At 57.3% G+C, this 12,231-nt stretch carries 11 protein-coding genes; 9 read left to right on the forward strand and 2 right to left on the reverse strand.

What is annotated here, in order from left to right; genetic code table 11:
* Positions 1–8: 8 nt before the first annotated feature.
* The gene (locus tag GOV38_RS13015; protein ID WP_171103331.1) at positions 9–629 is read right to left on the reverse strand and encodes a MotA/TolQ/ExbB proton channel family protein; all 621 of its coding nucleotides are present in this window, start codon (positions 627–629) and stop codon (positions 9–11) included.
* A 3-nt stretch (positions 630–632) separates the two neighbouring features.
* Positions 633–1,049, reverse strand: coding sequence for a hypothetical protein (locus tag GOV38_RS13020; RefSeq protein WP_171133015.1), 417 nt, complete (start codon positions 1,047–1,049; stop codon positions 633–635).
* A 406-nt stretch (positions 1,050–1,455) separates the two neighbouring features.
* Between GOV38_RS13020 and tssA the strand changes: the two genes are divergently transcribed.
* The 9 genes from tssA to tssH all read left to right on the forward strand — a co-directional run bounded on the left by tssA (position 1,456) and on the right by tssH (position 12,198).
* Complete coding sequence (tssA, locus tag GOV38_RS13025) at positions 1,456–2,493, forward strand: type VI secretion system protein TssA (protein WP_171213012.1); 1,038 nt, start codon at positions 1,456–1,458, stop codon at positions 2,491–2,493.
* A 67-nt stretch (positions 2,494–2,560) separates the two neighbouring features.
* The gene (gene tssB / locus GOV38_RS13030; RefSeq protein WP_171103342.1) at positions 2,561–3,076 is read left to right on the forward strand and encodes a type VI secretion system contractile sheath small subunit; all 516 of its coding nucleotides are present in this window, start codon (positions 2,561–2,563) and stop codon (positions 3,074–3,076) included.
* Between the two features lie 3 nt (positions 3,077–3,079).
* Positions 3,080–4,576 (forward strand): type VI secretion system contractile sheath large subunit, encoded by a 1,497-nt coding sequence (tssC, locus tag GOV38_RS13035; protein WP_171103344.1) that lies wholly within the window; start codon positions 3,080–3,082, stop codon positions 4,574–4,576.
* Between the two features lie 94 nt (positions 4,577–4,670).
* Complete coding sequence (locus tag GOV38_RS13040; protein ID WP_171103347.1) at positions 4,671–5,165, forward strand: type VI secretion system tube protein Hcp; 495 nt, start codon at positions 4,671–4,673, stop codon at positions 5,163–5,165.
* 81 nt (positions 5,166–5,246) lie between these two features.
* Positions 5,247–6,068, forward strand: a complete 822-nt coding sequence (locus GOV38_RS13045) for a type VI secretion system accessory protein TagJ (protein ID WP_171208213.1) — start codon at positions 5,247–5,249, stop codon at positions 6,066–6,068.
* Positions 6,061–6,555, forward strand: a complete 495-nt coding sequence (gene tssE / locus GOV38_RS13050; protein ID WP_171103351.1) for a type VI secretion system baseplate subunit TssE — start codon at positions 6,061–6,063, stop codon at positions 6,553–6,555. The genes GOV38_RS13045 and tssE overlap by 8 nt, the downstream gene beginning before the upstream one ends.
* Positions 6,556–6,560: 5 nt before the next feature.
* Positions 6,561–8,438, forward strand: a complete 1,878-nt coding sequence (tssF, locus tag GOV38_RS13055; RefSeq protein ID WP_171208214.1) for a type VI secretion system baseplate subunit TssF — start codon at positions 6,561–6,563, stop codon at positions 8,436–8,438.
* Positions 8,402–9,472 carry a type VI secretion system baseplate subunit TssG gene (gene tssG / locus GOV38_RS13060; RefSeq protein ID WP_171208215.1) on the forward strand — a complete coding sequence of 357 codons (1,071 nt, stop codon included), beginning with the start codon at positions 8,402–8,404 and terminating at the stop codon, positions 9,470–9,472. Before tssF ends, tssG begins: the two co-directional genes overlap by 37 nt.
* 2 nt (positions 9,473–9,474) lie before the next feature.
* Positions 9,475–12,198 carry a type VI secretion system ATPase TssH gene (tssH, locus tag GOV38_RS13065; protein WP_171208216.1) on the forward strand — a complete coding sequence of 908 codons (2,724 nt, stop codon included), beginning with the start codon at positions 9,475–9,477 and terminating at the stop codon, positions 12,196–12,198.
* Positions 12,199–12,231: the final 33 nt, after the last annotated feature.

Raw genomic sequence — 12,231 nt, forward strand, 5'->3', positions numbered from 1 at the left:
GAAGGATCCTATGGCGTGCCTCGTTCCTCGATCACCATCAACTGGCCGATGGCGTTTTCGATGGATTGCGCCCCGGCCTCGGCGCGCCCGGACAAAAGCGAGGCGCCGATGGCTGCGGGAATGGCGACCAAAAGCCCTGCGGCGGTGGTCAGCAAGGCCTGCCAGATACCGCCCGCAAGGACCGACGCGTTGGCGGCGCCCTGGGCCAGTTCCAACTGTTGGAAAGATTGGATCATGCCGGTCACGGTTCCCAGCAGGCCCAAAAGCGGTGAGATCATCGCAATCAGCTCCAGCACTCTGATCCAGGTGTTCATTGCAACAAATTCCTGATTGCCGCGTCGGGTCAATTCAGCCATCAGCGCTGATCCCTTAAACCCATCCATCAGGGCCTGCATTGCATAGGCGCAAACGCGATCTGCAGGGGATTTGCCGGCTGCCACTGCCGCCTGAGCGGGCTGTCGATCCCCGTTGGCCCATTGTACAAAGGCGGCATCCCGCGATGCTTCGCCCGACCGCACCGGCGCCAATTGCAGGGTTTTGACCACGATAAGGGTCAGCGACAGCAACGACAGCAGACCAAGAACCGCAATGATGGGCCCACCTGTGCCCAAGTTTTCAAAGCCAAACATTGTTTATTGCGCCAGATTAGCTGTCGTTTTGCTGCCAAGCGTCAGCAGTGGGAAGCAATCCATCGGTTCAGCGTTCTGTGGCTTGCAAGCAGGCAGATCATGCAGCAGAACTTCGGATATGTCTGCGCAATTGACCTCGGGGATTTCAAACAGTTTCAGCACGGTGCGCTGCACAGGCAGCGGCGAGGCGTCAATGGAAAGAAGCCGGTCAATCACACCATCATTGTCCAGGATAGCCAGCGACATTTCAAAGTCTTCAAAACTGTTCTCCGTCCGATTTCGAAACAGAAAATACGCACGACATCCGTTGCTCTCACCAGGTTCGAACTTGTTCAACTCGATCGACAGCTTCCCCTCTTCAGCTGCGACAACCAGCGGTGCGAGCATCAGCGCAATTGCGCCAAGTATGCGTATTTTCATGTTTTTCCCTTTTTCGCCGTCATGTATCGACCCTGCAAAGCCGATGTCAGATCGCGTCAGGATCAAGAATATAAGGCCCAAACGCATTCAGGCTTGATCATTGCAGCATTCGGTTCAACGCGGGAAGAAGTTTTTTCCAAGACATGCACGAAGCGCCTGTGACCAGAAAGCCGCGATTGAATTTCAGCAGTGTAGCGCCGAGCCCATGCCGCAAAAAAAACGTATTTAAGAGGTTTGACTTTAGCCCGGTGATGCGGCTGATTCAGAACACGAGCTGCGAAAATAGTAGAAAAGTTTGCGAGTTTAATGATCATGTGAACTAGGTCATACACAAGATCGTGAGCACTGCGGTAGGCGATAAACAACAACGAAACGCGGCCAACGGGCAATAGGGTGATAACAGAAAATGGACCTATCCTCATATCTCGAACCCAGAGGTGAAGAACCTCCAAGCGGAGAGAATCTGGAATACGATCCAGCGTTTACGGATCTTGAAATCGCTGCACAGCCCGGTGAAGAGCGGCAGATGGGCGACGAGAACGTCGCAGCAGAAGAGCAGGACTGGAGCGACGTCGAAGACAAGGCGCTGGCTGTTATGGACAAGAGCCATGACTTGCGTGCCGCCATTTATCTGGCCGAGGCCGTTCTGCACACCAAAGGTCTGCCAGCGTTCGCCGCGGCAGTTGGCTATGCGAGATCGCTGCTGGATGAGTTCTGGGACACATGCCATCCCGAACTTGATGAAGACGATGGCGATGCCACGATGCGCATAAACGCGGTTCAGGGGTTGTCCTCGTCGGACCGCATGGTGCGCGCTTTGCGGCGCACCGGTATCACAGACAGTCGCATGTTTGGCCGTATGACACTGCGCCATCTCGACGTGGTTGATGGCCGGATCAACATGCCTGCGGATCTGGAAGAGATACCCGACGAAAACAGTGTTGCGGCGGCTTTCAAAGACACCGATGACGAGGTGTTGGCTGCGAATGCCGAAGCTGCTGCCGCAGCGCTGGAAGATATCGCTGCTATCGATGCAATCTTTGCCGATAAAACGCCTGGCGAAGGACCAAGTCTTGATCCGCTGACCGAGGCGTTGAAGAGTATTCAACAAGCGTTGGCACGTTATGCTGACGTAGGCGAGGTGGCGCTTGATGACGCAAGCGATAGCGATGACGACGCGCCTGTTTCTTCTGCAGCTCCGGCAGCTGCTGGTCCGTCGGGCGGCGGGGCGATCAACTCGCCCGAGGATGTCACGCGTATGCTGGACCGCATCATGGACTATTACGCACGCTGCGAACCGTCGAGCCCACTGCCCATTCTGCTTGAGCGCGCCAAACGGCTTGTGAACGCGGATTTCCTGACGATTATCGAAGATATGGCCAAGGAAGGTCTGGATGAGGTCCGTCAGATTGGTGGCCTCAAATCAGACGATGACGATTATTGAACCGCCCCAGATGCCCTGGGACAGCGGACTTAGAACAAACACAGACACATGAATCGAGGAGCATCAGATGGCTGACAGTTCACAAAAATTCATAGCCCGTAACAGGGCTCCGAGGGTTCAAATCGAATACGATGTCGAACTGTATGGGGCTGAGAAAAAGGTTCAGTTGCCTTTTGTCATGGGCGTTATGAGCGACCTGGCCGGTAAGTCCGAGGTCGAACAGCCCGCAGTGGCCGACCGCAAGTTTCTTGAGATCGACGTCGACAATTTCGATGACCGGATGAAATCGATGGCCCCACGTGCCGCGTTCACCGTGCCCAATACCTTGACCGGCGAAGGCAACCTGGCGGTCGATATCACCTTTGAAAGCATGGATGACTTCAGCCCTGCTGCGATAGCCGCAAAGGTCGCGCCGCTGAAAGAGCTGCTGGATGCCCGCACTCAATTGTCCAACCTGATGACCTACATGGACGGCAAAACCGGTGCTGAAGACCTGATTACAAAGATCATGCAGGACCCGAGCTTGTTGAAAACACTGGCAGCCCAACCCAAACCGGGCGGCGATGAAGCCGAGGAGGACTAAAAGATGGCCGAAGAAGAAGCCAAGGTAGAAGCCGCCGAAGGCGCAACAGCGTTTGGATCCTCGGAATTCGAGGCGCTGCTGCAAAAGGAATTCCGTCCGAAATCGGATCAGGCAAAAACCGCCGTTGAAAGCGCGGTTAAAACGCTGGCCGAACAGGCTCTGGCCAACGCTGGCCTGATCTCTGATGACGCGCTGCGGTCAATCGAAGGCATTATTGCCGAGATCGACAAGAAGCTGACCGAACAGGTCAACCTGATCCTGCACCACGAAGAGTTCCAACAGATGGAAAGCGCGTGGCGTGGTCTGCATTATCTGGTGAACAACACCGAAACTGACGAGATGCTGAAAATCCGCGTGATGAACATCTCGAAGAAAGACATGCACAAGACCCTGCGCAAGTTCAAAGGCACCGCGTGGGATCAATCGCCAATCTTCAAGAAGCTTTACGAAGAAGAGTTCGGCCAGTTTGGTGGTGAACCTTACGGCTCGCTGGTGGCAGATTACCATTTCGACCACAGCCCGCAGGACATCGAACTGCTGGGTGAGATGTCGAAGATTGCGGCCGCAGCTCATGCTCCTTTGATCACCGGGGCCAAGCCAAGCCTGTTCCAGATGGACAGCTGGTCGGAACTGGCCAACCCGCGCGATCTGACCAAGATCTTCCAGACACCGGAATACGCCGCGTGGCGGTCGCTGCGCGAGAGCGAAGATTCCAAATATGTAGGTCTGGCGATGCCACGCTTCCTAGGCCGTTTGCCTTACGGTTCGAAGACCGAACCGGTCGAAGAGTTTGCGTTTGAGGAAGATACAACCGGTGCCAACAGCGACAGCTATAGCTGGGTGAATGCGGCCTACGGCATGGCGGTGAACATCAACCGGTCCTTCAAGGAATATGGTTGGTGCTCGCGCATTCGCGGAGTGGAAAGTGGCGGTACGGTCGAAGGCCTGCCCGCGCATACATTCCCGACCGATGATGGCGGTGTCGACATGAAATGCCCGACCGAAATCGCGATTTCGGATCGTCGCGAGGCGGAACTGGCCAAAAATGGCATGATGCCTCTGATCCACCGCAAGAACAGCGACTCGGCAACGTTCATCGGCGCGCAATCTTTGCACAAGCCCGCAGAATACGATGATCCCGATGCAACCGCGAACGCCAATCTGGCCGCGCGCTTGCCCTATCTGTTCGCGACCTGCCGTTTTGCGCATTATCTGAAATGCATGGTGCGCGACAAAGTCGGATCGTTCAAAAGCCGTCAGGATATGGAAAGCTGGCTGCAGGATTGGATCAACCAGTACGTGGATTTCAACGCCGATATTTCGGCCGAAGCGGAAAAAGCGCGCAAGCCGCTGGCCTCTGCCGAGGTTGTTGTGGAAGACGTTGAAGGAAACCCTGGATACTACACATCCAAGTTCTTCCTGCGTCCGCACTATCAGCTTGAAGGCTTGTCAGTGTCCCTGCGCCTTGTTTCGAAACTTCCATCTGAAAAAGCTGGATAATTTCGCGAAAAAAAATGGCGGCATGTGAAGCAATTCACTGCCGCCCATGTAGCCCTCAGGTAAACCAAGGGTACACATACTAGAGGAACCCAAAATGGAAAACGTATTCATCAAAATGGACTTCCCTGGCGAGGCCCGGGAAAAAGCACACACAGACTGGATCGCGTGTAAAGAGATCAGCTGGAACGTCGAGCGGACGCTGGATATGTCCGACATGGGCACAACCCAGCGCGGCTATGCGAACGCAAATTTTGGCAAGGTCGAACTGAGCACTGAGCTGAGCAAAGCTTCGGCAAAGATCATGACCTATGTTGCCTCGGGCAAAGCAAACGGCGAGATGACAATCCATCTGTGCCGGGCGGGCGATGATGAAAAGAAGGGTATGGAACCTTACCTGATCATCACCCTGCGCGACGCCATCGTCGACAGCTACTCGGTCTCGGGTGGCGAAGATTCGATCCCGTCGGAATCCTGGACCGTCGCGTATCGTGGCATCTCGGTCAAATACAAGATCGCCGATTTCAAAACCGGCAAACTCAGCGACTGCAACGAGTTCAAGTGGAATCTGGAGACTGGCGACGTCAGCTAAGGTCCGATCTGAAAATGGCTCTGGCGGCAGGTGCCGCCGGGGCCCTTTTGCTTTTTTGCTTCCAGACTGCGCGAGGGTTTCATGACGCCAGAAGAACATCTTAAATCAGGCGATCTGACCGCAACGCTTTCAACGCTGCAAGACAAGATCCGCGCAAACCCCGCAGATGCAAGGCTGCGGATTTTTCTGTTTCAGCTGCTTTGTGTCATGGGCGACTGGAAACGCGCCATAACGCAGTTGAAACTGAGCGCGGAAATGGAAGAAGAGGCCACGATGATGGCCAAAACCTATCGCGAGGCCATTATCTGCGAGGTCTATCGTAAAAAGGTTTTTGCGGGTGAGAAGACCCCAATGATTTTTGGTGAGCCCGAAGAATGGCTGGCTCATCTGATCGAAGCTCAGAAACTGACGGCAGGTGGCCATTTCGAACAGGCCGCCGAGTTGCGGGCCAAAGCCTTTGACGCGGCTCCTGCAACGTCGGGCACTGTGAATGGCGAAGCGTTTGAATGGATCGCCGATGCCGATATGCGGTTGGGGCCGGTTTTGGAGGTGATTGTAAACGGGCGCTATTTCTGGCTGCCGTTTTCTCAGATCGCCCGGCTTGAAATCGAAGAACCCAGCGATCTGCGAGATTCCGTTTGGACGGCGTGTACACTCACCGTCGCAAGCGGCGGCGAGGTCGCGGCTCTGATCCCGACGCGTTACGCTGGAACAACGGATCAAGGGGATGATGCCGCACGCCTTGCGCGCGCGACCAGTTGGATCGATGCCGGGGCCGAGACCTTTGTTGGATTGGGACAGCGTCTTTTGACGACCGATACGTCAGATGTCGCTCTGTTGGACGTTCGCGAATTGGTCCTGAACGTGACCACCGAGTCCGGGGAAATGGCAGGAGATGGCTGAGAAGGCGCTTGTCGAAAGACTACAACCTTCGCTTCTTGACCGGTTGACCGACAATGCCCCGGATCAGCTGAAAGAAGGCCGCGACGCGCGGGTGATCGACGTTGGCCGTCTACGCGAGATCATCCAACGTGATCTTTCCCTGCTGCTAAACACGACCGATCAGTCCGACCTGATCGACGAAGATGTCTATCCCCACGCCGCCAAGTCGGTTCTGAACTATGGGATTCGCGAAACATCGGGCTCATTTTCCACCATGCGTCAGGCGCAACGCATCCAGCAATCGATTGCCGATTCAATCGAAGTGTTCGAGCCGCGGATTGTCAAAGGCTCCGTAGTCGTTGACCTTCGTTCCAAACAACGGTCCGGCGAAATGCACGTTGAGTTCGACATTCGCGCCGTCATGTGGGCGCAGCCGATGCCGCTTGAGCTTTATTTGCGCAGCCGTGTCGATGTGACGACCGGTGAAGTGGCGATCGAGAGGAGCTAAGCAGAATGGATACGCGGCTTCTCAAGCATTACGAAACCGAACTGGCTTTTCTGCGCGAAATGGGTGCGGAATTTGCCAGCGCCTATCCCAAAATCGCATCGCGCTTGGGCATGGAAGGGATCGAAGTTGTCGATCCATATGTCGAACGTTTGCTCGAGGGCAGCGCTTTTCTGGCCGCGCGTGTTCAGCTGGAACTGGACATGCAGTTCCCGACCTTCACGTCGAACCTGCTGGAAATCGTCTACCCACATTATCTGGCGCCCACACCGTCGATGATGATCGCTCAGTTCGAGCCCGATATCGGCAATGCCGCGCTCAAGGAAGGCTATCCCATGCCGCGAGGCACGACGCTGCGCGCACGATTGGCCGAAGGAGAGCAGACCGCGTGTGAATTCACGACATCGTCTGATCTGACGCTCTGGCCTATTGAAGTGACCGAAGCGGAATACATCGATGGGCGCGGAGAGCTGGTTGCTGCCGGCGTGGCCAAGGAAACCAATGCGCGTGCGGGTATTCGCTTGCGTCTGAACCGCACCGATGGCGAGCCGATGGCCGAACTGGGCCTAGACCGTCTTGTGTTGCATCTGGATACGCAAAGCGGCAAGGCCTGGTCGTTGCACGAAGTGCTCAGCACGCAATGTGTTGGGCTGACCGCCCGCTCGACGGATCGCCGCGCCGACTGGACGGTGCGGTTGAATGATGCGGATGTGATCCCCAAAGGGTTCGAGGCGGATGAGGCCCTGCTGCCGACACCGCGCCAGTCCTTCGATGGCTATCGGCTGTTGCAGGAATATTTCGCCATGCCAGAGCGGTTTCTGTTCGTCGAACTGACCGGTTTAAACGTGGCTTTGACCCAGTCAGCCGGCACAGATGTAGACATCTACATCTTGTTACAAGACGGCATGCGCGATTTGGCCCCGGCAGTCACACCGGCTGCGTTCACGCTTAATGCCGTACCAGCAGTCAACCTGTTTCACCGGCGCTGTGACCGCGTGCACATCACACAGATGGATACGCAACATCACGTGGTTCCCAACAGAACCGCAGGGCTGGATTTTGAGATCTACTCGATCAGCAAAGTGACGGGTATTCAGTCGGAAGAAGAGGGCGATATTCCGTTTCGACCGTTCTACAGCGATACCGATCTGACCGCTGCGGGCGACAACCACCTGGCCTATTACACCGTCAAACGCCGGATGCGGCAACGGAACGAAAAGGAACGACTGCGTGGGGTTCGGACCTCATATTTAGGCTCCGAAGTGTATCTGACTCTGGTGGACCGTGCGCAGGCGCCTTACCCGGTGTCTCTGGATCAGCTTGCGGTCGAGGCTTTGTGTTCGAACCGGGATCTGCCGTTGCTTTTGGCTGCAGGTGGTGATGACGTGTTTCATCTGCCCGAAGGCGGGCCGGTCAAAGCGGTACGTACGCCAGTGACACCAACCCGACCCCATGCAACGCTTGCACAAGGGGACGCGGCCTGGAAACTGATCAGCCACCTGAGCCTGAATTATCTGTCCATTGCCGGTGATGGTCCTGAAGGCGGGGCAGGCGCCCTGCGTGAGCTGTTGGGCATCTACGCGCCCCTTGGCAATCGCGTCACCGAAAAGCAGCTGGAGGGCGTGGTCTCGGTCACTAGCCGCCCCATCGTGCGCCGCATGAGCGACGAGGTTCTCAGCACAGCGGTACGGGGTCTCGAAATCTCGCTAGGTTTTGACGAGAGCTTTTACGAGGGCACCAGTGTTTACGTGCTGGGCGCCGTGCTGGAACGGTTCTTCCGAAAATACACGACCATCAACAGTTTCACCGAAACGGTGCTTAAAACAGAAAAACGAGGAGAGATTGCCAGATGGCGACCGGCGGCGGGTCTGGGCAGGATCATCTGAGCCTGCTGGCCGCGCTGGCGGCTGATCCTGAAAGGCACCACGTCTTTCAGGCGCTTCGCATTATCGAGGCGCACTATACCGACGCACCTCGCCTGGGCGAGTCGCGACGGCCGCGCGAAGACCGCGTGCGGCTTGGGCAGGATGTGTCACTTGCGTTTCCGCCCACGACCCTGACGAAGTTCGAGCCGGGAACCGCTACCGAACCTGGCAAGCTCAGCAATCTTTTCTTTGGGTTCTTTGGCCCGCAAGGCCCTTTGCCGCTGCACCTAACCGAGTTTGCGCGCGACCGTCTGCGCAATCACCGCGACCCGACCTTTGTGGCCTTCGCGGATATGCTGACCCACCGCATGATGAGCTTGCTCTATCGCGCCTGGGCCGAAGCCGAACCCGCCCCCAGTTTTGACCGTGGCGACGACCCGTTCGAGCAACGCATCGCTGCGTTGGCCGGGTTCAAGGGGGTTGATTTTTCTGACCGCGACGCGATGCCGGATATGCTGCGCCGGTTTTTTTCCGGGCATCTGGGCTCGGGTACAAAAACGGTCGAGGGGCTGATCGCCATCCTATCCGACTATTTTGGGGTCGAGGTGCATGTGCAGCAATTCATCGGCTCATGGCTTGAGCTGGAACCCGATGACACTTGGCAATTAGGTGGGGCTGCACGGCTTGGACAGTCGACCAACATCGGCAGCCGGGTCTGGTCCCGGTCAGCCAAATTCCGTCTGCGGATCGGGCCGCTGACCCTGAGCGATTACAAACGCTTGCTGCCCGGTGGCGTGTCCCAACGCCGGATGGAAGCAATTCTGCGCACCTATGTCGGCGACACGCTGGATTGGGAGGTCAATCTGGTTCTGGCAGGCGACGAGGTCCCACGCGCATCACTGGGTGGAACAACACAATTGGGCCACACCAGTTGGATAAAGACCCGAGACGACCCGGATGTGGCAGGGCAGGATGCAGATGATCTGATCCTGTATCCCACCTTCGCGACGCAAGAATTCGAGGCCCAGGAAGCGGCCCATAGTGAGAGGTATTGAAGATGACGGAAATCAGCCGTGTTTCGCTGTTTGGTAAACTGAACAAGCTGGGCTATCAGGCCATCGAAGGGGCGACCGTATTCTGCAAGATGAGGGGCAATCCTTATGTCGAGGTTCAGCACTGGCTGCATCAGATCCTGAACGGGCAGGACAGCGACATTCACCGCATCATTCAGCACTATGATCTGGACCCGGGCAAGATTGCCTCGGAACTGACGCGCAGCTTGGACATGCTGCCGCGCGGGGCGTCTTCGATCTCGGACCTGTCCGATCATCTGATGGACGCGATGGAGCGCGGCTGGGTCTGGGGGTCGCTGCTCTATTCCGACAGCAAAGTTCGCACAGGGTATCTGATCCTGGGGATGCTCAAGACCCCTGCATTACGTAACATTCTGGCCAGCATGTCGCCGGAACTGGCCAAGATCGGGGCCGATGATCTGGCCGACAATTTCGGAGTGGCCACGGATGGTTCGCCCGAGGATACTTTGGGTGCGCAGGATGGCTCGAACGTGGGTGGTGGCGCGGAACCGGGTGAGGCCAGCGGCGCAATGGCGCCCGGCGCAATGGGCAAGGGCGAAGCGCTTGAACAGTTCTGCACCGACCTGACCGAGCAGGCCCGCAATGGCGAGATCGACCCGATCGTGGGACGCGACGAGGAAATACGCCAGATAGTCGACGTGCTGATGCGGCGTCGCCAGAACAACCCGATCCTGACCGGTGAGGCGGGCGTGGGCAAAACGGCTGTGGTCGAAGGCTTTGCCCTGCGTATTGCACGCGGCGACGTACCACCCGCGCTGAAGGATGTGCGTCTGCTGGTGCTGGACGTTGGCCTTTTGCAAGCCGGCGCGTCCATGAAGGGCGAGTTTGAAAACCGTCTGCGTCAGGTGATTGATGAGGTTCAGGCCAGCCCGACGCCCATCGTGATGTTTGTAGACGAAACCCATACGCTAGTGGGCGCCGGAGGTGCTGCTGGTACCGGTGATGCCGCCAACCTGCTGAAACCGGCCCTGGCGCGCGGCACACTACGCACCATCGGCGCGACCACATGGGCCGAATATAAGAAATACATCGAAAAAGACCCGGCCCTGACCCGGCGCTTCCAGGTCGTGCATGTCGAGGAACCCGATATCCCCAAGGCGGTTCTGATGATGCGCGGCATCGCGTCGATGCTGGAAAAACATCACCGCGTTCAGGTTCTGGATGAGGGCATCGAAGCCGCAGTGACCCTGTCGGCGCGCTATATTCCAGCCCGGCAATTGCCCGACAAATCGGTCAGCTTGCTGGATACCGCCTGCGCCCGGGTTGCCGTGTCTCAACACGCAGTTCCGGCCGAAGTCGACGACAGCCGCCGTCGGATCGAGGCGCTGACCACCGAGTTGGAAATCATCGAACGCGATGAGACCGCAGGCTATGACGTCGCCGACCGGCGCGATGCGGTGAACTCTGCGAAAAAGACGGAAGAGGTGCGGCTGGAAGAACTCACCGCCCGTTGGGATGCCGAAAAGAAAGTGGTCGAGGATATCCTCGATCTGCGGGCTAAGCTGCGGGCAGGCGGGCAAGAGGTTGAAGGTACCGGCACAGCCGAAGGCGAAGCCGCAACTGAAGAGGCCCCCGAAGTCGAAGCCCAACCCATCGACCGCGACGCGTTGCTGGCCGAGTTGAAGGCAAAGAACGAAGAGCTTGAGACCTTGCAGGGCGACAGCCCCCTGATCCTGCCCATCGTGGATCATCAGGCCGTGGCCAGCGTCGTTGGCGACTGGACCGGTATCCCGGTCGGGCGCATGGTCAAGGACGAGATCGAGACGATCCTGAACCTGGAAGACCGTCTGGCGCAACGCGTGATCGGCCAGGACCATGCAATGAAGATGATCGCAAAACGCGTTCAGACCTCTCGCGCAGGGCTCGACAATCCCAACAAGCCCATTGGCGTGTTCATGCTGGCGGGGACCAGCGGTGTCGGCAAAACAGAAACCGCTTTGGCCCTGGCCGAGGTGCTGTATGGCGGTGAGCAGAACGTCATCACCATCAACATGTCCGAATACCAAGAGGCCCACACCGTCAGCAGCCTGAAAGGCGCCCCTCCGGGATATGTGGGCTATGGCGAAGGCGGCGTGCTGACCGAAGCGGTGCGGCGCAAACCCTATTCGGTTGTTCTGCTGGACGAGGTCGAAAAAGCCCACCCCGACGTGCATGAGATCTTTTTCCAGGTCTTCGACAAGGGTGTCATGGAAGACGGCGAAGGCCGCGTGATCGATTTCAAGAACACGCTGATCCTGCTGACCTCGAATGTCGGGACCGAGATGATCATGGATATGTGCGCCGACCCCGATCTGATGCCGGATCCCGAAGGCATGGCCAAGGCGCTGCGCGACCCGATGCTCAAAGTGTTCCCACCTGCGCTGCTGGGGCGTCTGGTGACCATCCCTTACTACCCGCTCAGCCCCGATATGCTGGGCGAAATCACCAAGCTGCAATTGAACCGCATCAAGAAGCGCGTGCAACAGGCCCATGGTGTTCCGTTCGAATACACCGACGCTGTTGTAGAAGAGATCGTGAATCGCTGTCAGGAGCTCGACAGCGGTGGCCGCATGATCGACGCCATCGTTACCAATACCATGTTGCCGGACATCTCGGCCGAATTCTTAAAAAGAATGATGGAAGGGCAAGAAGTTAGCAAAGTCGTGATCAATGTCACAGACGGCGAGTTCACTTATGGGTTTGATTGACCACAACGCATGATGCGTCTGGCAACCGAAAGG

Source organism: Ruegeria sp. HKCCA5839 (genome assembly GCF_013035585.1).
Classification (GTDB): Bacteria; Pseudomonadota; Alphaproteobacteria; order Rhodobacterales; family Rhodobacteraceae; genus Ruegeria.

Coding starts and splice junctions, on each gene's coding strand:
- GOV38_RS13045 (WP_171208213.1), top strand. CDS start 5,247: ATGACGCCAGAAGAACATCTTAAATCAGGCGATCTGACCGCAACGCTT.
- tssB (WP_171103342.1), top strand. CDS start 2,561: ATGGCTGACAGTTCACAAAAATTCATAGCCCGTAACAGGGCTCCGAGG.
- tssG (WP_171208215.1), top strand. CDS start 8,402: ATGGCGACCGGCGGCGGGTCTGGGCAGGATCATCTGAGCCTGCTGGCC.
- tssA (WP_171213012.1), top strand. CDS start 1,456: ATGGACCTATCCTCATATCTCGAACCCAGAGGTGAAGAACCTCCAAGC.
- GOV38_RS13040 (WP_171103347.1), top strand. CDS start 4,671: ATGGAAAACGTATTCATCAAAATGGACTTCCCTGGCGAGGCCCGGGAA.
- GOV38_RS13015 (WP_171103331.1), bottom strand. CDS start 629: ATGTTTGGCTTTGAAAACTTGGGCACAGGTGGGCCCATCATTGCGGTT.
- GOV38_RS13020 (WP_171133015.1), bottom strand. CDS start 1,049: ATGAAAATACGCATACTTGGCGCAATTGCGCTGATGCTCGCACCGCTG.
- tssF (WP_171208214.1), top strand. CDS start 6,561: ATGGATACGCGGCTTCTCAAGCATTACGAAACCGAACTGGCTTTTCTG.
- tssC (WP_171103344.1), top strand. CDS start 3,080: ATGGCCGAAGAAGAAGCCAAGGTAGAAGCCGCCGAAGGCGCAACAGCG.
- tssH (WP_171208216.1), top strand. CDS start 9,475: ATGACGGAAATCAGCCGTGTTTCGCTGTTTGGTAAACTGAACAAGCTG.
- tssE (WP_171103351.1), top strand. CDS start 6,061: ATGGCTGAGAAGGCGCTTGTCGAAAGACTACAACCTTCGCTTCTTGAC.